We start from the raw sequence: 18,957 nt of genomic DNA, 5'->3' as shown, positions 1-18,957 counted from the left end.
GGGGGTGGCTTGTCCAGTTTGTGCGGGGTCGACCTGTGGTTCGGGCAGGACCGGGGGCGCTTCGCCCCCCGGACCCCCAGAGGATATTTGCGGCATGAAAGAAGCCGCGATCAGGCGACCAGACGGTAGCCGCCGCTTTCGGTGACCAGAAGCCGGGCGTTCGAGGGATCAGGCTCAATCTTCTGGCGCAGGCGGTAGATATGAGTTTCCAGCGTATGGGTGGTCACGCCCGCGTTATAGCCCCAGACCTCGTGCAGCAGCACGTCGCGCGGCACCACCCCATCCTGCGCCCGATAGAGGAACTTCAGGATGTTGGTTTCCTTCTCGGTCAGGCGGATCTTGCGCTCTTTCGCGTCGATCAGCATCTTCATCGACGGTTTGAACGTATAGGGGCCAAGCTGGAAGATCGCGTCCTCGGACTGTTCATGCGTGCGCAGCTGGGCGCGCAGGCGGGCCAGCAGGACCGGGAATTTGAACGGCTTGGTGATATAGTCATTGGCGCCGCTGTCGAGGCCGAGGATCGTATCGGCATCGGTGTCATGGCCGGTCAGCATGACGATCGGGCATTTCACGCCCTGTTTGCGCAGGCGCTTGCAAAGCTCGCGCCCGTCGGTATCGGGCAGGCCAACGTCGAGGACCACCAGATCGAAGATTGCGTTCTTGGATTTCTCCACTGCCTCGACACCGGTACCGGCCTCGAATACATCAAAATCCTCGGTCGCGACCAATTGCTCGGCCAGAGCCTCGCGCAGGTCCTCTTCATCATCCACCAGCAGGATCTTTTTCAGTCCGGCCATTCTTGCCTCCTAAGCCTTGATGACGGAAACCTGAGGCCGCACGTAGAAAGGGTCCAGCGACAAGCTGCGATTCTCACATGGAGTTGTCGGAAATCCGTCCTATGTTTCAATTTGTTTCAACAACGCGGCAGCCATGACCCTGTTCCCGACCCTGAGTGAAACTCTTTCGCGCGCGCGCTCGGACCTGCGGATGGGGTTGCCGGTCGTCGTGGGCGACGTTCTGGTGGCCGCGGTCGAGACGCTGCGGCCCGACCGGCTGGCCGCGATGCGGGCGCTTGGGCCGGTGGTTCTGGCCATCACCTCATGGCGGGCCGAGACGCTGAAGGCGCGGGTCTATGACGGCGATCTGGCGCGGATCGAGGTGCCTGCGGGGGCGGATCTGGCCTGGCTGCGCGCCGTGGCTGACCCGGCGGGCGATCTGATGACGCCGATGAAGGGGCCGCTGGTCAGCCAGAGGGGTGGCGATGTGACGCCCTATCGTGCCGCCATTGCGCTGACGAAATCGGCGCAGCTCCTGCCTGCGCTGCTGGTGGTGCCGATCTCTGCCGTGCCGGAGGGGCTGACGCGTATCGCGCCAGGCCCGGCGCTGGCGCAGATGGCGACCGAGGCGGCGCTGGCCCCTGTGGCCGCCGCGCGTTTGCCACTGCTGGCGGCCGAGAACTCGAAGCTGCATATCTTCCGGCCCGATGACGGCGAGGCCGAGCATTACGCCGTCGAGATCGGCAGCCCGCCACGCGACCAGCCGGTGCTGGCGCGGCTGCATTCGGCCTGCTTCACCGGCGATGTGCTGGGCAGCCTGAAATGCGACTGTGGCCCCCAGCTTCATGCCGCGCTGGCGGCGATGGGCGCGAATGGCGCGGGCGTGCTGCTGTACCTGAACCAGGAGGGGCGCGGCATCGGGCTGGCCAACAAGATGCGCGCCTATGCCCTGCAAAATCAGGGCTTTGACACTGTCGAGGCGAACCACCGTCTGGGTTTCAACGATGATGAGCGCGATTTTCGCATTGGCGCGGGCATCCTGAAGAAGATGGGCTTCAAGGCGGTGCGGCTGATGACCAACAACCCGCGCAAGGTCTCGATGCTGGAGGGTCAGGGCATCGAGGTGGCCGAGCGCGTGCCCCTGATCACCCCGCGCAACCGCTTCAACACCGACTATCTGGACGTGAAGGCACAGAAATCCGGGCATCTGCTGTGAGCATCGCCGATCTGGTGCTGACGCCGATGGGGTTGCGGTTCGGCGGGCGGGTGCTGCCCTGCTCGGTCGGGCGGGGCGGGATTTCGGACCAGAAGCGCGAAGGCGATGGCGCGACGCCCTTGGGCGAGCATCGGATCGTCGGGCTGCTCTATCGTCCGGACCGGGTGCTAAAGCCCGCCCTTTGGGCGCGGCCGATCCTGCCGGGGGATCTGTGGTGCGATGCTTCGGGTCATGCGGACTATAACCTTGCTGTCCGCGCGCCCTTCGCCGCCAGTCACGAGGACATGCGCCGTCCCGATCCGCTGTATGACATCGTGCTGATCACCGACTGGAACTGGCCGAAAGCCATGCCCGGAAAGGGATCGGCGATCTTTCTGCACCAATGGCGGCGACCCGGCTTTCCGACAGCGGGCTGCATCGCGTTTTCGCGGGCGGATCTGATCTGGCTGGCCGGGCGGGTCGCACCCGGCGCACGGCTGATCGTGCCCGACCTGCCGCGTCACGCCCCGCGCCGGGTTGGCGCGCCCGGCGACGGCCGCAAGGATTAAAGCGGGCGAGACCGGTACAGCCGCACTTTCAGCCCGCCATGCGCGACATAGGGGCCGGGGTCCTCGAACGGCAGGCCAGTCGCGCGAGCCAGCGGCACCTCGCTGGTGACCAGACCGACGCGCCAGCCGCCGAAGCGTTCGCGCAGCACCTCGCCCATGGCGGCATGCAGTCCGAAAAGCGGCCCCTTGTTGCCGATGCGCGCCCCGTAAGGCGGGTTGATCATGATGAGGCCCGGCGGCCCCTCGGGGCGCTCAAGGTCGCTGATCGGGCGACAGTCGAACCGTGTCCAGTCGGAGAGGCCCGCGCGCTCGGCATTGGCAAGGCTCATGCGGATCGCGCCCTGGTCGCGGTCGCTGCCGAAATGGCGGATCTCGGGTGAGACGGCGGGGGCGGGGGTGCTGCGCATCTGCTGCCAGGCGGCGGGATCAAAACTTGCCAGCTGTTCGAAGGCGAAATGCCGGGCGCGGCCGGGGTTCAGGCCCGCCGCAATCTCGGCCGCTTCCAGCACGAACGTGCCCGAGCCGCACATCGGGTCCAGCACCGGCATCCGGCCATCATAGCCGCATTGGCGCAGGAACATCGCGGCCATGGTTTCGCGCATGGGGGCCTTGCCGACGGCCTCTTTATACCCGCGCCGATGCAGCGAGTCGCCCGAGCTGTCGATGCTGAAGGTGCAAAGATCATCCTCGATCCGGACCTTCAGGACCATTTCCGCGTCCGGGGCGATGGTGACGCCAAGACTGTCCTTCAAGGCCGCCTCGACCCGCTGGGTGGCGGCCCCGGCGTGATAGATTTTCGATTTGCGGCTGACCGTCTCGACCTTCAGGGGCACGTCGGGGCGCAGGAAATCGGCCCATGGGAAACGCCGCGCGCGCTTGTCGAGCTGCGCCAGATGCATCGCCCGGAAGGCACCGATGCGCACCAGCACCCGGGTCGCACCGCGGATCTGCAGGTTGGCGCGCCAGACCTCGGGCCAGCCGCCGTGGAACTGCACCCCGCCCGGCACGACCTGCGCGTCAAAGCCTAAGGAGCGCGCTTCCTCGGCAAGCGGTTCCTCCAGCCCCGGCGTCGCCACAAGAAAGATTTCCATGCGCGCAGGTTCGGCATCCGAAGGGGACGCGGCGCGCGGGGCATTGGGTCTGGAGGTCATGACAATCCGGCTGGCTGATGGGCGCGCATCATGCGCGGTCGCGCCTTCCTTGGCAATCGCCAAATTGTCGCCGTATCGTGGACAGTGTTCCGTGACAGCCGCCATTTCATGGAGAAACGCAACCCCCTATCTTGGTCACAAGAAAGGGACATCCTGTCCCGATCAGAAGGATTTGGAAAATGGCCACCAGTGACGCCCCCCTCTCGGTCCAGAATGTCGCCCTGACCGTGAATGACCTGCAAAAGACCGGCGATTTCTATCAATCGGTGATTGGCCTTGACCAGCTGTCCTCGGATGGCGAGGCAATGGTGCTGGGCAAGGACGGCCTGCCGCTGGTCGAGCTGCGCCGCGACGCCAAGGCCCGCCCGCGCCCGCAAGAGGCGGGGCTGTTCCACACCGCCTTCCTGCTGCCCGACCGCGCAGCACTTGGCCGCTGGCTGCGCTTTGCGGCGGAAACCGGGCTGCGGCTGGACGGGGCTTCGGACCATCTGGTCAGCGAGGCGCTGTATCTGCGTGACCCCGAAGGCAACGGGATCGAGATCTATGTCGACCGCCCCCGCGCCATGTGGACGAAGAACGGCGATCAGATCGTGATGGACACGCTGCCCTTGGACATTCAGGCGCTGCTGCGGCTGGCAGACCAGCCCTGGAGCGGCGCGCCTTCGGGCACGGTCGTGGGCCACGTCCACCTGCAAGTGGGCGATATCCCGACGGTCGAGGGCTTCATGTCAGAGAAGCTCGGCATGCAGCGCGTCGCCCATATTCCCAGTGCCAGCTTCTTTTCGACCGGTGGCTATCACCACCATCTGGCGGGCAATATCTGGAACAGCCGGGGCGCGGGTCGCCGCAGCCCAGATGCCGCCGGGCTGGCCGAGGTCGTGCTGGCCGCCGATCACACCGCCGCGAATTTCGCCGGAACCGAGGTCGAAGACCCCTGGGGCAACCGCTTCCGGGTGATCGCGAAACCCGCTGCGTAAACGGATGGGCCCCTGCTAAGGGGCCCTTTTCGCATCAGGCGTGATGCAGGACCAGCGGGCGGCCGTTGTGATTGGCGATGGTGACCGGCGTGTCATAAAGCGCCGAGAGGCAGGCTTCGGTCAGCACCTCATCCGGCGCGCCTTGCGCCATGATGGCCCCGTCTTTCAACGCCACGATATGATCGGCCCAGGCGGCGGCATAGTTCACCTCATGCACCACGGTCACCACGCTTTTGCCGGTGCCCGCGACCATCTCGGCCAGCCGCGCCATCAGCGCGCGCGAATGCGCCATGTCGAGGTTGTTCAGCGGCTCATCCAGCAGCAGCCAATCGGTGCATTGCGCGAAGGTCATCGCCAGATGCGCGCGCTGCGCCTGCCCGCCCGAGACCTCATCCAGAAAGCGCGTGGCCAGCGGCTGCAGCTCGAACGCATCCAGCGCCTCTTCGACGGCGGTGTGATCACAGGCGCAGGGCCGCCCGCGATGATGCGGCCAGCGGCCAAAGCGCACCAGCTCGCGCAGGCGCAGGCGGCTGACGATATGGGTCTGCTGCCCCAGAATGGCCATCTTCAGCGCCAGCGCCTCGGTCGGGGTCTGGCGGATGTCCATACCGTCAAGGCTGATGCGGCCCGATTGCAGCGGCTCCAGCCGACCGATCAGGCGCAGCAGCGTCGATTTCCCTGCCCCGTTCGGCCCGATCAGCGCGGTCAGCTTGCCCTTCGGCAGGCTGGCCGAGATATCGCGCAGGATCTGCGCCCCGCCGATGCTGTAATTGACGCCCGAAATCTCGATCATCGGATCCGACCTTTCAACAGAAGGTACATGAAGAACAAACCGCCGGCGAATTCGATGATGACCGACAGGAAGGCGGCCTGCCCCATCACGCGTTCGAACAGCAACTGCCCCGCAACCAGCATGGTGGCCGCGATCAACCCGGCGGCGGGTAGCAGGATCGCGTGACGCGCAGTCTGCGCCAGCCCGTGGGTCATGCCCGCGACCAGCAGGCCGAAGAAGGTGATAGGCCCGACCAGCGCCGTCGGGATGGCGACCAGAACGGCGACCAGCGCCAGCGTCAGGATCACCACCCGTTCGTGCCGCAGACCCAGCGAGACCGCGACCTCGCGCCCCAGCCCCAGCACGTCAAGGCGAGAGGCCAGCAGCATCGCCCCCACCATCGCCAGCAGCGCCAGCCCCAGCCCATAGGGCAAGAGGTTCGCGTCGATGCGGCTGAAGCTCGCCATGCTGTTTTGCTGAACGACGGCGAATTCGATCGGGTCGATCACCCGGCCCAGAAAGCTGTTCAGCGAGCGGAAGAGGATGCCCAGAATGACGCCGGTCAGGATCGTGCGCGGAATGTCCCGCGCGCCCCGCCCCAAGAGCGTGCCGAAGAGGATGCAGGCCAGCAGCGTCATGACGCCGACCTCCAGCAAGAACTTCTCGCCCACCGGCAGCGCGGCCACGCCTGCAATGCCCAGCATCATCACCAGCGAGGTCTGCAGCAGCACGTAAAGCGAATCGAACCCCATGATCGAGGGGGTTAGCACCCGGTTTCCGGCCACCGTCTGAAACAGCACCGTGGCGATCCCGGTGGCCGCGCCGACGACGATCAGCCCCGCGAGCTTCGTCCAGCGCAGCTTCAGGATGAAGCTGCGGTTGCCCTCGGGCGGCAGTCCCTGCAGCATCCACAGCGCCGAAAATGCCGCCAGCAGCAGCGTCAGGCCGGTCAGCAGGATCAGGTTCTGGCGCGAGATCTCAGGCAGTTGCACGGGCGGGCCTGCGATAAAGAAGCCACAGGAAAATCCCCGCCCCCAGCACGCCAAGCACGGTGCCGACAGGGATCTCATAGGGGAAGATGACCAGCCGCCCGATCAGGTCACAGGCCATCAGCAGCGCCGCGCCCCAGATCGCCACCACCGGCAGCGAGGCGCGCAGATCGTCGCCCATCAGCCGCGCGACGATATTCGGCACGACCAGCCCGACGAAGGGGATCATCCCGACCGTGGTGATGGTCATGGCCGTAACGACCGAGACCACCGCCAGCCCCATGCGCAGAACCGCCTTGGGTGACAGGCCCAGCCCGGTGGCGACGCTGTCGCCAAGGCCCAGAATGGCGAAACGGTCGGCGGCGAACCAGGCCAGCACGGCAGCGGCAGCGGCGATCCACAAAAGCTCGTACCGGCCTGCGATCACGCCCGAAAACTCGCCCGTCATCAGCCAGGTGCCCACATATTGCAGCATATCGGTCTGCCAGCCGACGAAGGTCACGACGGCCGAGATCACGCCCGAAAGCACGATCCCCGCGACCGGGACCAGCATCACCTCGCGCGGGGGAAGGCGGCGGATGATCCAGATGAAGATGGCGGTGCCCGCCATGGCGGAAATCGCCGCCGCGCCCATCTTGATCCAGATGGGGGCGGTCGGCGCAAGAATGGTGATGGCCAGCAGGCCAAGGGCAGCGCTTTCGGCGGTGCCGGTGGTCTCGGGGCCGACGAAGCGGTTGCGCACCAGCGCCTGCAGAACGACGCCCGCCACCGCCAGCGCCGCGCCGGTCAGAACCACCGCCAGCGTGCGCGGCAGGCGCGATTCCGTCATCACCAGCGTGGCCCAGGGGTCGGTCAGCACCGCGCCCAGATCAATGCGTGCGGCGCCGACGCCCAGGCTGACCGCCATCAGCGGCAACAGCAGAAGCAGTCCGGCGCCGATCAGTCGCATTACTTCGAAACGGCTGCGGTCAGTTGATCCAGCGTCTCGACCAGCGAGTTGTAGCCCGCGCCCGAGATGTACATGTTCGCAGGCGGCAGATAGGCGACGCGGCCGTTTTTCCAGGCGTTGGTGCCTTCGATCAGCGGGTTGGTCAGCGTGGCTTCAGCCGACTGCCCCTCGGCGCCGACGGCGGCACCCCGGTCGATGACGAACAGCCAGTCGGGATTGGCCTCGGCGATGAATTCGTGGCTGATGGCGTCGCCATGGCTGCCGACCTTCAGGTTCTCGACCGCTTCGGGCAGGCCCGTTGCGTCATAGATCCAGCCAAAGCGCGAGCCCTTGCCATAGGCCGACATCTTCGGACCGTTGGTCAGGATGACCAGCGCCTTGCCCTTGCCCTTCGAGGCTTCCTGCAGTGCGGCGATCTTTTCGTCCAGCGTGGCGTTCAGAGCGGTGGCCTCATCGGTCTTGGCGAACAGCTTGCCATAGGCGTCGATGCGGGCTTTCGCATCGGTCAGCAGATCGGGGCTGATGGTCATGTCGATGGTCGTGCCGACCTGCTCGACCGCCGCCTTCTGCGCCGCCGAGCGGCCGCCGATGATGATCAGATCGGGGCCAAGACCGGCCAGAGTCTCAAGGTTCGGCTCGAACAGGGTGCCGATCTTGGCGGCGTCCTTGGTCGCGTCCTGCAGGTAGGGCATGTAGGTGTTGTCGGGCGCACCTGCGACCGCGACGCCCAGCGCGTTCAGGCTGTCGATGGCCGCGATATCGAAGACCGCGACTTTCTGCGGCTGGGCCGGCAGCGTCACATCACCCTGAGCGGTGGCAATCGTCACCTCTTCGGCGAAAGCGGGAAGGGCCAGCGAAGCCGCAAGAACACAAGACAGCGCGAATTGGCGCATGGCAGATCCTTTCAACAATCGCGTGTGGCTGGGGTTGGCTTCACGCTGCGGGACGGGACTAGCCACTCTGGACCATGAGGTCCAGTCAATTCTCAGAGAAACAGTCAGGATTGAACCCGGGCGGCGTTTGGCCGGAAATGCCTTCAGGCGGCTTCCGCCCGCCACAATCCGCCCTGACGCAGGAAGTTCTGCGTGACTGGCGGCTGAAAGCCCTGCTGGTCCATGGGGGCGATGTGGCGGGTGGCGGTCAGCCCGCCCGCATGCATGTCCAGAACGGCAAATTCATTCTGCTTGTCACCCGGACGGCTGCAAAGCGCCGTGCCCGCATGGATCTGCAGCGTCCGACGCCCCTGCCCCAGCAATTCGGCAGCCGCCCAGCGGTGAAGATGGCCCGAAAGGACAATATCGACGCCGCCCCGTTCGAATGAACGCAGGGCCTCGGGCGCGCCGCGCATCAGCTCTCGCCGCACCTCGGGGCGCTGCTGCATCGGGTGGTGCAGCGCCACGATGTTCAGCGCGGCCGGGCGCAGCCGGGCGATGACCTCGTCGGCCCTGGCCTTGCTGATCCGGCCCCGGTCCCAGGCCAGCGGGTCGGCGGTGTTGACGCCCTGCAGGCTGACGCGGCCAAACTGCATCTCGACATCCGTCGGCGCACCGACATTGCGACGATAGGCCGCAAAGGGGATCACCACGCGAGCCAGCGGATTCCACGCGGGAATGTCATGATTGCCCGGCACGCAGAGCACCGGCGCCTCCAGCCGGGCCAGAAACTCGGTCGCCTCGCGCCATTGCTCAAGGCGGCTGCGATGGGTCAGGTCGCCGGTCAGGACGATCACATCTGGGCGCGCGCCGTTCACCTGCGCCAGCAGCGGCTCGACCAGATCGGCGCGATGCAGGCCGAAATGCAGGTCGGACAGATGGGCAATCCGCATCAGGCCGCCCCTTCCTGATCGGCGGGCACCAGCACCGCCAGCCCGCGATCCAGAACGCGGGCGTGAAACGGCGCGGTCATCAGGGTTTTTTCCCCGTCATGGGCGACAAGCTGGCGCTTGCGGCTGCTGTCCAGCACCATGTCATCGGCAATGATCATATCGAAATCCGCATATTTCGCGCTGCGCCCCAACGCCAACCGCACCGCCGCGCGGATCAGCGGCCAGGGTTTGTGGGCACGCGCCACCATCAAGACCAGATGCCCGTCCCGGATGGCGTCCGCGCCCTCCAGACCGAAAGCCTCGACCTGATAGGCGCTTTTCGCGACAAAGGCCAAGGCCGTGGTGAAATGCCGCGCCTCGCCATTGGCCCGCACCGACAGCGACAGGGGCTGGCGCAGGTTCCACAACGCCGCCACCGCCGACCAATAGGCCGCCATCCGGCTGCGGCCCCAGCGGTCATAGACGTTTTCGCGATGCTTGAGGATCTCGGGGTAAGCGCCAAGGCTGATGTTGTTCAGAAACACCGTGTCATTGACCTGACCGACATGCACATGGCGCTTCTGGACCCGCGTCAGCCGCTCCAGCGCCTCATCGACGTGCTGCCCGATGCCAAGATCGCGCGAGAAATAGTTGAACGTCCCGCCCGGGATGACCGCCATGACCGCGTCCGTACCCGCCAGCGCGCCTGCCACGGCGGCCTGCGTGCCATCGCCCCCAGCGGCACCGATGACGTCGAAACCATCCTCGACCGCCTGCCGGGCCATGTCGGCAAGGTTCGATCCCTTGTGGGTCAGCCGCAGTTCCAGCTGTGAGGTCAGAGGGCCAAGCCGGTCGCGCAGCTTCTGCCCGATCTCTGCCGCCGCCTTCTTGCCCGAGCCCGCGTTGATGATCACGCAGACCCGCGCGGCGGCCAGATCGAACCGCTCGCCCTCTTCGTCCATGCCCTGCCTCTAAATAGCGCTTACCGACGCTCAACCAGCGGCAGGGCGGTTGGTTCCGGGGCAGAGGGGCCGCTCGCCCCGGCGTAGGCCGGTCAATGCTCGTCCGAGACCATCGCCCGCGCCACGGCGGCCAGCGTCAGCGTCCCAAGGGGTCGGCCTTCCTCGCAGACGACGGTCAGCACCTGATCGGGCTCTTTCGCCAGCCGCGCCATGGCCACATCCACGGTCGAGCCGGTGCGCACAGGTTCCCCCACCGGCTGATGGCCGGGCGCCACCGGCTGCATCACCGCGTCGACCTGAACCACGCGGCCCCGGTTCACCTCCTTGACGAAATTCGCGATGTAATCGTCGGCGGGGCGCAGGACGATGTCCTGACTGGTGCCCTGCTGGACCACCTCGCCATCGCGCAGGATCGCGATGCGGTCGCCAAGGCGCAGCGCCTCGTCAAGGTCATGGGTGATGAAGACGATGGTTTTGCGGATCTCTTTCTGGAGATCCAGCAGCACCGTCTGCATATCGGTGCGGATCAGCGGGTCCAGCGCCGAATAGGCCTCATCCATCAGCATGATCGGCGCGTCATTGGTCAGCGCGCGCGCCAGACCGACGCGCTGCTGCATGCCGCCCGAAAGCTGGTTCGGATAGCTGTTCTCGAACCCGCTGAGACCGACCCGGTCGATCCAGTGACGCGCGGATTCCAGCTGCTTGGCGCGCGGGACGCCCTGCACCTCAAGCCCGTAGACGGTGTTCTCCAGCACGCTGCGATGGGGCAGAAGCGCGAATTTCTGGAACACCATCGCGGTCTTGTGGCGACGGAACTGGCGCAGGGACAGGCGGTCCATCTTCACCACATCCTCGCCGCCCACAAGGATCTCGCCCATGGTGGGGTCGATCAGGCGGTTGATGTGGCGGATCAGAGTCGACTTGCCGGACCCGGACAGGCCCATGATGACCTGAATGCCGCCTGCGGGCATCGAGATGTTGATGTCCCGCAAGCCCAGCACATGGCCGTGCTTGTCGCGCAGTTCCGTCTTCGAGATCCCCTGCCGGACCAACGGCGCCACCGCAGCGGGGTTCGAGCCGAAGATCTTGTAAAGATTGCGGATCTCGATGCCGATGTCATTTGTCGCGGGCTCAGCCATGGACAGCCTCCAGATGCTTTTGCAGACGGCGGCCATAGGCCTGGCTGATGCGGTCGAAGATGATGGCGATGCCGACGATGGCCAGACCGTTGAACAGACCCAGCGTGAAATACTGGTTGTTGATCGCACGCAGCACCGGCTGGCCCAGACCCTGCACCCCGATCATCGAGGCGATGACCACCATGGCCAGCGCCATCATGATCGTCTGGTTGATGCCCGCCATGATCGTCGGCAGCGCCAGCGGGATCTGCACATTGCGCAGCTTCTGCCAGCTGGACGACCCGAAGGCATCCGCCGCCTCCAGCACGTCCCGGTCGACCAGCCTGATCCCCAGGTTCGTCAGGCGGATCATCGGCGGGATGGCATAGATCACCACTGCCAGCACCCCCGGCACCCGGCCGATGCCCAGCAGCATGACCACCGGGATCAGATAGACGAAGCTGGGCATCGTCTGCATGACGTCCAGAATGGGGTTGATGATCGACTGCAGCTTGTTCGAGCGCGCCATCATGATCCCCACCGGCAGCCCGACCGCAATCGCGACCGCCGTACAGACAAGGATCATCGACACGGTGCGCATCGTGTCTTCCCACATGTCGAAATAGCCGATCAGCAGCAGCGTGATGACCGTGCCGATGACGATGGACAGGCGGCGGCTGGCGAACCAGGCAATCGCCGCGATCACCACCAGCACCAACGGCCAGGGGGTGTTCAGAAGCAGCCGCTCGACAAAGATCAGCAGGCGCCGCAGCGGATCGAAGAAGGCCTCGATCCCCCCGCCCCAGGCGCGGGTGAATTCGCGAAATCCGTCATCGATCGTCTTCTTCAGGTTCCGCAATGAATCGTCGTTCATATGCGGGAACTTCCAGAACCAATCCATCTTCCCTCCCATGTGTACCGTGCGCGCGACAGAGAGGACCCCGCCCGCGATCTGTCTGTGATCAGAGGGCGGATTTCACCTTTTCCGCGACCTCGGCGGGGACCCATTGGGTCCAGATCTGTTCATTCTCCTGCAGGAACTGGCGTGCGCCCTCTTCTCCGGTGGCCTGATTGTCGGTCATCCAGGCCATCAGCTTGTTGACCGTCGCATTGTCCCAGGCGCGGGTGTTCAGATAGGTCATGACGTCCTCGCCCGCGCGCTCGGCAAAGGGGGTGGCGACCAGCGTCACCACGCGGTCGGTCGGCCAGGCGTTCGGCTTGGGGTCGGGGCAATCGGCGTTGGTGTTGCAGGCCTGCCAGGCCTCGGGGTCGGCCTCGGCACCAAAGCCCAGCCGCACCATGTCATATTTGCCCATCAGGGCCGTCGGCTCCCAGTAATAGCCCAGCCAGCCCTGCTTTTGCTCATAGGCCCGCGCGATCGAGCCATCGAGCCCCGCCGCCGAGCCCGGATCGACCAGCGTGAAGCCCGCCGCCTCGGCCCCATAGGCCTTGTAGAACTGCGTCGTGACGACCGTGCCGCCCCAGCCCTGCGGGCCGTTGAAGATCGCGCCCTTGCCGGGGTTTTCGGGGTCCGGGAACAGCTCGGGATGCTTCAGCGCATCGGCGATGGTCTTGATCTCGGGGTTGGCGTCGGCAAGGTATTTCGGAATCCACCAGCCCTGCACGCCGCCATCCTTCAACGCCGCCGCGCCCTGGATCAGCTTGCCCTCTTTCAGGCCGTTCTCGACCACCTCGGGCAGCAGGTCGACCCAGCCTTCCGGAGCAATGTCGGGCTGACCCTTCTCGACCATCGAGGTGATGATCGGGACGGTATCGCCAATGATGATCTCGGCGTCGCAGCCATAGCCTTCACTGAGGATCAGCTTGTCGATGTTCGACAGAACCTCGGCGCTTTGCCAGTTCATGCTGGCGATGGTCACCTGCCCGCATTCGGCGGCAAGGCTGGCCGAGGCGCCCAAGAGGGCCGCAGATGCAATGACAGTCGGGGCGAGAAGTTTCTTCATGTCGTTTTCCCTGTCGTTCCGGATGCTGTGCCACGCCGAAACCGGCGGCCGATCCTTTGTCATGTTCAGATTGACTACCCGAGTTGCATTCCTGTCAAACCTCACGTGTCAGACCACCAACCGCCGCAAGGGCGACATATGGCCGCGATGAAAGCGCCTCCGGGCTTTGTTGCCGCGCACCGGCCAGGGCGCGATCTGATGCCGCCGCAACGCAGCAAATGGCCGGGTTTCGCCCCGATTTCCGCCACCGGACAGGCCTCGCACGGCTCGTGGCGAAGGCACCGACTTGGCCGAGAATATCAAAGTTTCAATCCTTTAGACCATTTCTGCGCAGCGGGGCCCCGAATTGCAACCCGCGAGGCCGGTTTTCGGCAATCCTTCGCAGAGGCAGGTCGATACCCGGCATCCGCGCAGCTTGCCGCCTGACAACCCGTGCGCCGCAAATCTCCCATCCCGTTGGCACGGGTATGGAAATCCTCGCGGAAATTTCCCAAGGATGTGACGCAAATCTTCCAGCCGGAAATGACGCAAAAACAGGCAATGCGCCGCCGCTGCCGGGTCAGGTCGCAGAATCATGACAGCCGCGCACGGCTGCTGACCCGCAGTTGCAAATGCGTCTCAGATACACAACAGATTGTTTTTATTGACAATCCCTCCACAACCTATATCCCGGCCGCATCGGGGAGTAGCGACCGCGTCTGCGCGGGGATGCGTCAACATATCCGCGGGCGATCCCGCGTGGCGTGTCCAGCCCAAGGGCCTTGCAAGACCGTGGCGACAGGATTCTGCGGGCGGGATCCGTCTGTTGCCCGGATGGCCCAAAGGAAGACCATGATGTCAGCGATCACCATCGGCATTCTTGCCGTGTCCATGTCCATTGACGCCTTCATCGCCTCGCTGGGTCGCGGGGCGGATGCCAAACGCGCCTGCCTGCGCCGCGCCTTGCAGACCGGCATGGTCTTTGGCGTCATCGAGACGCTGACGCCTCTGATCGGCTGGGTTCTGGGGATGGCGGCGGCGCAATATATCGCGCTCTTTGACCATTGGATCGCCTTTGGCCTTCTGGGCGCGGTCGGGCTGCGCATGATCCTGCAGGCCCTGGGTCGCAAGCCCGAGGATCAGCCCCGCCCCGCCTCCAGCTGGGGGCTGATCGCCACCGCCGTCGGCACCTCGATCGACGCGATGGCCGTGGGCGTCTCGCTGGCCTTTCTGGACGTCAACATCCTCCTGATCGCGCTGACCATCGGCCTTGCCACCACGCTGATGAGCACGGCGGGCTTCATGGCCGGGCGCGTCCTTGGCAGCCGCTTCGGGCGCGTGGCCGAGGTTCTGGGCGGTCTGGCCCTGATCGGCCTGGGCGGCACGATCCTGTTCCAGCACCTCAGCGCAGGCTGATCGCCCTAGACCAGCCCATCGAGCAGCAGGAAGCCCGGCAGCCACCCGGTCAGAATGCCGGTGAACAGCGTGACCCAGCCGGTCTGGCGCTGGATCGGGCGGCCAAGCGCCAGCAGCAGGAAATACATGAACCACAGCACGCCCCAGACGGCCCAATTCGCCGCCAGCCAGAGGCCCATGGCCGAGCCCGCCTGCGTCACCTCGCGCAGAAAGACCGGCACGGTGGTGATGGCCACGAACAGGCTGAACCAGCCCAAGCCCCGCCCGTCGACGCCGGTGACCCGGTTATAGGCGACCCAAAGATAGGTGGTGGCGAACAGCAGCGTCAGCGCCGCGTTGCGGATGCTGGCCGAGTTTGCGCCCGCGCCGAAGGCGTCATGCAGCACGACCGCGCCCGAGACCATTCCGGCAACCACGTTGATCACCACGATCTCGCGGTCCTGAATGCGGCCCAGAAGCCACAGACCGTTCAGGAACAGGACGGCTCCGACATAGAAAAGCACGAATCCGGGCAGCATGGCGTCTCTTTCGGCAGGGGTTGATCTGGCTGAAGAACAGCCAAATCCCGAACCCGTCAATCGGCAAATTCTATTCGCAGGCTTGAAGCTGAACTAAATTCCCGGCGAGGATCAGCGCGCGCCCCAAGTGTCCGACAGGCGATAGCCCTCGGGCCAGGGGTCGTCGGGGTCCAGCATGTGCTGGTGAATGCCGGTGATCCAGCCGCGTCCGGAAATCTCGGGGATGATCGCGGGCACGCCGCCGATCTGCGTCGCTTCGACAATGCGGCCCGTGAAGGTCGAACCGATCAGCGACACGGTCGTCAGCCGGTCGTCCAGCCCCATCTGCCCGCGCGCATGCAGAACCGCCATCCGGGCAGAAAGTGCCGTCCCGGTGGGCGAGCGGTCGACCTTGCCGGGCTGGATCGCGACGGCCGCACCCGCGCGCAGACCCTCCGCCGTGCGTTCGACCGGGCCGCCGAAGAGGCAGAAGGAATAATGCCGCCAGTCGGGATTGGTCGGATGGCTGAAACCGATCTGCTCGGTCCCCGCTTTGGTGATCTTCGCGCCGAGTTTCGCGATGTCATGGGCCTCATCCGCCGTCAGGGCAAAACCCATCTCGCGGGCATCGACCATGACGAAACTGTCGCCCCCGAAAGAGGTGTCGACGGTCAGCGTGCCGATCCCTTCGACCTCAAGTTTCTGGTCGAGTTTATGGGCAAACGACGGCAGGTTCTGGACGAAAATCCGTTCCGCTTTGCCGTTTCGGCATTCCGCGCGGACCTTCACCAACCCGCCCGGCGCTTCAAGGAGCATTTCCGTAACTGGTTCTTTCATCTCGATAATTCCGCTGTCGAGCAGGACCGTCGACACGCAGATCGAGTTTGATCCGGACATGGGTGGGGTGTCTTCCGGCTCCATGATGATCCAGGCGGCGTCGGCGTCGGGGTGTTTCGGGGGAACGAGCAGGTTGACGTGGCGGAAGACGCCGCCGCGGGGTTCGTTCAGGACGAAGTTGCGGAGCGTGTTGTCCTTCGCGATCCAGCGCGATTGTTCCCAGATGGTGTCACCGGGCGGGGGGCGGACGCCGCCGACGATGACGTCGCCAACCTCGCCTTCGGCATGGCAGGAAATGACGTGGATGGTCTTGATACTACGCATTTTTATCCTTTCAACCACGCGGGCAATCCGGGCGCTTTGCCGGTCAGCGCGGCGGTGACGCAATCGCGCAAACTGCCGAAACGCACGGCGCGGCCCGACAGGCCGGGGCCGTAATGGGCGTATTTGCCGGAGTTGGTGATGAGGGTCTTAGCCTCGGGTGGAAACACCGGTTCGGTGATCGAACACCAGCAAATGTCCTGCACGATCCGGATGCCAAGATCGGTGAGCGCCTGATGTGCACCGTCTGTACACAGATCGTGCACCGCCTGTCTGCTGGTCGTGATGACGACATGGACGCCCGGCGCGGGGCGGCGTTGGCCAAGTTCGCGCAGCAGCGCACGCGATTCCTCGGCCGAGAAATGGGGGCTGCCGAGGGCCACGAGTTGCAGATCGTCGGGGCCTTGGTTCAGCTCGGACCAGATGCGCGTGAAGTCGTCGCGGCCGACGGTGATGTCATCGGCACCGGGGGCGGGCGGCATCGCGGCTTCGGGCGTGTGGCCCGCGACATGCAGCATCGGCGCGGCGGAGGTCGTGCCGAACGCACCGCAAAGTGCCTTCAGATCGTCGCGGCTGGCGGGCAGGTTTTCGAGGCCGAGGATCAGGGGAATCCGATCCGGCGCGAGTTGACCGGCAAGATAGCCCATCATCGGCCAAAACGCGTCATCGGCCCCTGCGGGCGGGGTCACGCGGATCACGCGGGCGGCGCGGCGGTTGTCGTCCAGATAGACACCCGAACGCGGCGCGCGTCCGGTCATGCCGATCATAAGGTCGAGAAAATCGGGGTGCTTCACCGTCCGCGCGCCAAGCACGGTATTCGCGAAGATGACGGCATTCGATTCGGCCCAAGCGATATCTTCACCCTGCGTCGGCGCGGTATCGAGCAGATAGGGCGCGCAGGTGAAAGTCGGGCGGGCCCCCATGCGGGTATAGGCATCGGCGAGGCGGCTCGCCGGGTTGCCGAATTTCGGGGGCACGCCTTGGGCTTGCCAGTTTTCGCGGTCGACGGAGATTGCGTTCATCGTCGTCGGCACAAGCAGGCGCGCGCCCATATCGGCCATTTTCTCGGCAAAGACGCGGTTCGCGTCGCTCGCATAGATGCAGCCGTCGATATGGACTTGGCTAACGTCGATCAGGTCGCGCGCGCCTTGGATCGCGGCCATCGCGAGGATGATTTCCATCGCTAACCCAACCGGGCCGGGGTCGTCGCGCATCGCCTGATCCGCGTCGGTCAGGGCCAGATCGGCGACCGGCAGGGGGGCGAGGGGGATGGAAAGCGAACCAGCGTCAAGGCTGGTTTCGGTGATTGTCGCTTCAGGCTGCGCTGCGACGGCGGCGAAATCTTCGGGCGACAGGCGCAGGACCGGCAGCGGGTGGCCGAACAAGCGATCCGCGAGCATCGCGCCGAGGGTCAGGATATCTTCCGCGCCGGAAAAGATCAGCGCCGCCGGGGCCTTGCCGTTCAGCGCCATGTCGAGAAGGACGCCCGACCCGGTGCAAGACCCGCGCGAGGTCGGCATCATCACGATGCGACCCGCAAGGCTTTCGCCATGCCAAGGGTGATGCGCGTCGATGACCAGACCCGTCGTCGGATCGACGCCGCCCCAAAAGCTGAGGCCTTCGGATGCGGACAGGACCGCGCCCGAAGCGCGGCCCGGCAGGACGGACGTGCCCATCACTTCACCACGAAGCCGTGGGCGAAGGGGTCACGTTCGGCGTCGATATAGATGGTGTTAAGCCCGGTTTGACGCGCCCAACCGGCAATCGAGGGGATGATCGCGTTGAAATTGCCGACCGTGGTCGCGGCCTCGACCCGGCCTTTGAAGATCGAGCCGATGATCGATTCATGGTGGAATTCGTCGCCGACGTTCAGCTTGCCCTTGGCGGCAAGCTGGGCCATCCGCGCCGAGGTGCCGGTGCCGCAGGGCGAGCGGTCGATGGCCTTGTCGCCATAGAAGACGGCATTCCGGGCGTGGGCACCTTCAACGGTCGGGGATCCGGTCCATTGGATATGCGACAGGCCGTTGATCGCCGGATGTTCGGGGTGAACAAATTCGTATTTCGCGTTCAGCGCGGCGCGGAGTTTCGGGGACCAGCCGATCAGCTCGCCCGCCGTGTGGTCGGCCATGTCGCGGAAGTTCTTCTGCGGCTCAACAATCGCGTAGAAATTGCCGCCATAGGCGACGTCAACGACAATCTCGCCCAAACCTTCGACCTCGGCGGTCAGGCCTTCGGCATAGAGGAAGCCGGGGACGTTGGTCAGGCGGACTTCTTCGACATAGCGGCCCTCTTGGCGGTATTTGATATCGACCTTGCCCGCCGGGGTTTCGATCGACAAGCGACCGGGTTCGCGGGGCGTGATCAACCCGTTTTCGATGCCCATCGTGATCGTGCCAATGGTGCCGTGGCCGCACATCGGCAGGCAGCCCGAGGTCTCGATATAAAGCACCGCGACATCGCAATCCTCCCGCGTCGGCGGGTAGAGGATCGAGCCTGACATCATGTCATGGCCGCGCGGTTCAAACATCAGGCCGGTGCGGATCCAGTCATAGTCGCGCAGGAAATGGGCGCGCTTTTCCAGCATGTTTGCGCCTTCCAGCCGGGGCGCGCCGCCTGCGACCAGACGCACGGGGTTGCCGCAGGTGTGGCCGTCGATGCAGGGGAAGATGTATTGGGTCATG

Annotated in this window: 19 protein-coding genes; 4 read left to right on the top strand and 15 right to left on the bottom strand. The window is 65.2% G+C overall.

Annotation, left to right across the window (positions count from 1 at the left end; all coding sequences use genetic code 11):
• Positions 1–110 precede the first annotated feature (110 nt).
• On the bottom strand, positions 111–797 hold the full coding sequence (locus IQ24_RS10955; RefSeq protein WP_145397999.1) for a response regulator transcription factor: 687 nt from the start codon (positions 795–797) through the stop codon (positions 111–113).
• A gap of 133 nt (positions 798–930) precedes the next feature.
• Between IQ24_RS10955 and ribA the strand changes: the two genes are divergently transcribed.
• Together ribA and IQ24_RS10945 are read left to right on the top strand one after the other, a co-directional pair.
• The gene (gene ribA / locus IQ24_RS10950) at positions 931–1,992 is read left to right on the top strand and encodes a GTP cyclohydrolase II (RefSeq protein ID WP_145397998.1); all 1,062 of its coding nucleotides are present in this window, start codon (positions 931–933) and stop codon (positions 1,990–1,992) included.
• Positions 1,989–2,540 (top strand): L,D-transpeptidase family protein, encoded by a 552-nt coding sequence (locus IQ24_RS10945; RefSeq protein WP_242008083.1) that lies wholly within the window; start codon positions 1,989–1,991, stop codon positions 2,538–2,540. The genes ribA and IQ24_RS10945 overlap by 4 nt, the downstream gene beginning before the upstream one ends.
• Here IQ24_RS10945 and IQ24_RS10940 read toward each other — a convergent pair.
• Positions 2,537–3,631 carry a THUMP domain-containing class I SAM-dependent RNA methyltransferase gene (locus IQ24_RS10940; RefSeq protein WP_145398132.1) on the bottom strand — a complete coding sequence of 365 codons (1,095 nt, stop codon included), beginning with the start codon at positions 3,629–3,631 and terminating at the stop codon, positions 2,537–2,539. The two genes, IQ24_RS10945 and IQ24_RS10940, sit on opposite strands and share 4 nt — an antisense overlap.
• A gap of 239 nt (positions 3,632–3,870) precedes the next feature.
• On the opposite strand from IQ24_RS10940, the gene IQ24_RS10935 reads away from it, so the two are divergent.
• Entirely contained in the window at positions 3,871–4,668 is a 798-nt protein-coding gene (locus IQ24_RS10935) for a VOC family protein (protein ID WP_145397997.1), read from the top strand.
• A 34-nt stretch (positions 4,669–4,702) separates the two neighbouring features.
• Here IQ24_RS10935 and IQ24_RS10930 read toward each other — a convergent pair whose 3' ends face one another.
• The 9 genes from IQ24_RS10930 to IQ24_RS10890 form a co-directional block, all read right to left on the bottom strand.
• The gene (locus IQ24_RS10930) at positions 4,703–5,461 is read right to left on the bottom strand and encodes an iron ABC transporter ATP-binding protein (RefSeq protein WP_145397996.1); all 759 of its coding nucleotides are present in this window, start codon (positions 5,459–5,461) and stop codon (positions 4,703–4,705) included.
• Entirely contained in the window at positions 5,458–6,348 is an 891-nt protein-coding gene (locus IQ24_RS10925) for an iron chelate uptake ABC transporter family permease subunit (RefSeq protein ID WP_145398131.1), read from the bottom strand. The genes IQ24_RS10930 and IQ24_RS10925 overlap by 4 nt, the downstream gene beginning before the upstream one ends.
• A gap of 70 nt (positions 6,349–6,418) precedes the next feature.
• On the bottom strand, positions 6,419–7,378 hold the full coding sequence (locus IQ24_RS10920; RefSeq protein ID WP_145397995.1) for an ABC transporter permease: 960 nt from the start codon (positions 7,376–7,378) through the stop codon (positions 6,419–6,421).
• Positions 7,378–8,271, bottom strand: coding sequence for a siderophore ABC transporter substrate-binding protein (locus IQ24_RS10915; protein ID WP_145397994.1), 894 nt, complete (start codon positions 8,269–8,271; stop codon positions 7,378–7,380). Before IQ24_RS10915 ends, IQ24_RS10920 begins: the two co-directional genes overlap by 1 nt.
• A gap of 143 nt (positions 8,272–8,414) precedes the next feature.
• Positions 8,415–9,203 carry a metallophosphoesterase family protein gene (locus IQ24_RS10910; protein ID WP_242008081.1) on the bottom strand — a complete coding sequence of 263 codons (789 nt, stop codon included), beginning with the start codon at positions 9,201–9,203 and terminating at the stop codon, positions 8,415–8,417.
• Positions 9,203–10,144, bottom strand: coding sequence for a diacylglycerol/lipid kinase family protein (locus tag IQ24_RS10905; protein ID WP_145397992.1), 942 nt, complete (start codon positions 10,142–10,144; stop codon positions 9,203–9,205). Before IQ24_RS10905 ends, IQ24_RS10910 begins: the two co-directional genes overlap by 1 nt.
• 92 nt (positions 10,145–10,236) lie before the next feature.
• Positions 10,237–11,283 carry a quaternary amine ABC transporter ATP-binding protein gene (locus tag IQ24_RS10900; RefSeq protein WP_145397991.1) on the bottom strand — a complete coding sequence of 349 codons (1,047 nt, stop codon included), beginning with the start codon at positions 11,281–11,283 and terminating at the stop codon, positions 10,237–10,239.
• On the bottom strand, positions 11,276–12,163 hold the full coding sequence (locus IQ24_RS10895) for an ABC transporter permease (RefSeq protein ID WP_145397990.1): 888 nt from the start codon (positions 12,161–12,163) through the stop codon (positions 11,276–11,278). Before IQ24_RS10895 ends, IQ24_RS10900 begins: the two co-directional genes overlap by 8 nt.
• 61 nt (positions 12,164–12,224) lie before the next feature.
• Entirely contained in the window at positions 12,225–13,226 is a 1,002-nt protein-coding gene (locus tag IQ24_RS10890; protein ID WP_145397989.1) for an ABC transporter substrate-binding protein, read from the bottom strand.
• A gap of 834 nt (positions 13,227–14,060) precedes the next feature.
• Between IQ24_RS10890 and IQ24_RS10885 the strand changes: the two genes are divergently transcribed.
• Positions 14,061–14,621: a manganese efflux pump MntP gene (locus tag IQ24_RS10885; RefSeq protein WP_145397988.1), complete on the top strand. Its 561-nt coding sequence runs from the start codon at positions 14,061–14,063 to the stop codon at positions 14,619–14,621.
• 5 nt (positions 14,622–14,626) lie between these two features.
• On the opposite strand, the gene IQ24_RS10880 is transcribed toward IQ24_RS10885, so the two are convergent.
• The 4 genes from IQ24_RS10880 to IQ24_RS10865 all read right to left on the bottom strand — a co-directional run bounded on the left by IQ24_RS10880 (position 14,627) and on the right by IQ24_RS10865 (position 18,956).
• Entirely contained in the window at positions 14,627–15,139 is a 513-nt protein-coding gene (locus IQ24_RS10880; RefSeq protein ID WP_145397987.1) for an AmiS/UreI family transporter, read from the bottom strand.
• 111 nt (positions 15,140–15,250) lie between these two features.
• Positions 15,251–16,279 carry a trans-3-hydroxy-L-proline dehydratase gene (locus IQ24_RS10875; RefSeq protein WP_145397986.1) on the bottom strand — a complete coding sequence of 343 codons (1,029 nt, stop codon included), beginning with the start codon at positions 16,277–16,279 and terminating at the stop codon, positions 15,251–15,253.
• Between the two features lie 2 nt (positions 16,280–16,281).
• Positions 16,282–17,952: a cis-3-hydroxy-L-proline dehydratase gene (gene lhpI, locus IQ24_RS10870; RefSeq protein WP_145397985.1), complete on the bottom strand. Its 1,671-nt coding sequence runs from the start codon at positions 17,950–17,952 to the stop codon at positions 16,282–16,284.
• Positions 17,952–18,956, bottom strand: coding sequence for a 4-hydroxyproline epimerase (locus tag IQ24_RS10865; protein ID WP_145397984.1), 1,005 nt, complete (start codon positions 18,954–18,956; stop codon positions 17,952–17,954). Before IQ24_RS10865 ends, lhpI begins: the two co-directional genes overlap by 1 nt.
• Position 18,957: the final 1 nt, after the last annotated feature.

This window comes from Paracoccus sulfuroxidans (assembly GCF_007830335.1).
Classification (GTDB): domain Bacteria; phylum Pseudomonadota; class Alphaproteobacteria; order Rhodobacterales; family Rhodobacteraceae; genus Paracoccus; species Paracoccus sulfuroxidans.
The sequence above is the reverse complement of the archived record's forward strand: the minus strand, read 5'-3'. Positions and strand labels throughout refer to the sequence as shown.

What these genes read in the sequence shown, in the direction of transcription:
- IQ24_RS10955 (WP_145397999.1), bottom strand. Translation starts at nt 797, where the DNA reads ATGGCCGGACTGAAAAAGATCCTGCTGGTGGATGATGAAGAGGACCTG.
- ribA (WP_145397998.1), top strand. Translation starts at nt 931, where the DNA reads ATGACCCTGTTCCCGACCCTGAGTGAAACTCTTTCGCGCGCGCGCTCG.
- IQ24_RS10940 (WP_145398132.1), bottom strand. Translation starts at nt 3,631, where the DNA reads ATGGAAATCTTTCTTGTGGCGACGCCGGGGCTGGAGGAACCGCTTGCC.
- IQ24_RS10935 (WP_145397997.1), top strand. Translation starts at nt 3,871, where the DNA reads ATGGCCACCAGTGACGCCCCCCTCTCGGTCCAGAATGTCGCCCTGACC.
- IQ24_RS10930 (WP_145397996.1), bottom strand. Translation starts at nt 5,461, where the DNA reads ATGATCGAGATTTCGGGCGTCAATTACAGCATCGGCGGGGCGCAGATC.
- IQ24_RS10925 (WP_145398131.1), bottom strand. Translation starts at nt 6,348, where the DNA reads ATGCTGCAGGGACTGCCGCCCGAGGGCAACCGCAGCTTCATCCTGAAG.
- IQ24_RS10920 (WP_145397995.1), bottom strand. Translation starts at nt 7,378, where the DNA reads ATGCGACTGATCGGCGCCGGACTGCTTCTGCTGTTGCCGCTGATGGCG.
- IQ24_RS10915 (WP_145397994.1), bottom strand. Translation starts at nt 8,271, where the DNA reads ATGCGCCAATTCGCGCTGTCTTGTGTTCTTGCGGCTTCGCTGGCCCTT.
- IQ24_RS10910 (WP_242008081.1), bottom strand. Translation starts at nt 9,203, where the DNA reads ATGCGGATTGCCCATCTGTCCGACCTGCATTTCGGCCTGCATCGCGCC.
- IQ24_RS10905 (WP_145397992.1), bottom strand. Translation starts at nt 10,144, where the DNA reads ATGGACGAAGAGGGCGAGCGGTTCGATCTGGCCGCCGCGCGGGTCTGC.
- IQ24_RS10900 (WP_145397991.1), bottom strand. Translation starts at nt 11,283, where the DNA reads ATGGCTGAGCCCGCGACAAATGACATCGGCATCGAGATCCGCAATCTT.
- IQ24_RS10895 (WP_145397990.1), bottom strand. Translation starts at nt 12,163, where the DNA reads ATGGATTGGTTCTGGAAGTTCCCGCATATGAACGACGATTCATTGCGG.
- IQ24_RS10890 (WP_145397989.1), bottom strand. Translation starts at nt 13,226, where the DNA reads ATGAAGAAACTTCTCGCCCCGACTGTCATTGCATCTGCGGCCCTCTTG.
- IQ24_RS10885 (WP_145397988.1), top strand. Translation starts at nt 14,061, where the DNA reads ATGTCAGCGATCACCATCGGCATTCTTGCCGTGTCCATGTCCATTGAC.
- IQ24_RS10880 (WP_145397987.1), bottom strand. Translation starts at nt 15,139, where the DNA reads ATGCTGCCCGGATTCGTGCTTTTCTATGTCGGAGCCGTCCTGTTCCTG.
- IQ24_RS10875 (WP_145397986.1), bottom strand. Translation starts at nt 16,279, where the DNA reads ATGCGTAGTATCAAGACCATCCACGTCATTTCCTGCCATGCCGAAGGC.
- lhpI (WP_145397985.1), bottom strand. Translation starts at nt 17,952, where the DNA reads ATGGGCACGTCCGTCCTGCCGGGCCGCGCTTCGGGCGCGGTCCTGTCC.
- IQ24_RS10865 (WP_145397984.1), bottom strand. Translation starts at nt 18,956, where the DNA reads ATGACCCAATACATCTTCCCCTGCATCGACGGCCACACCTGCGGCAAC.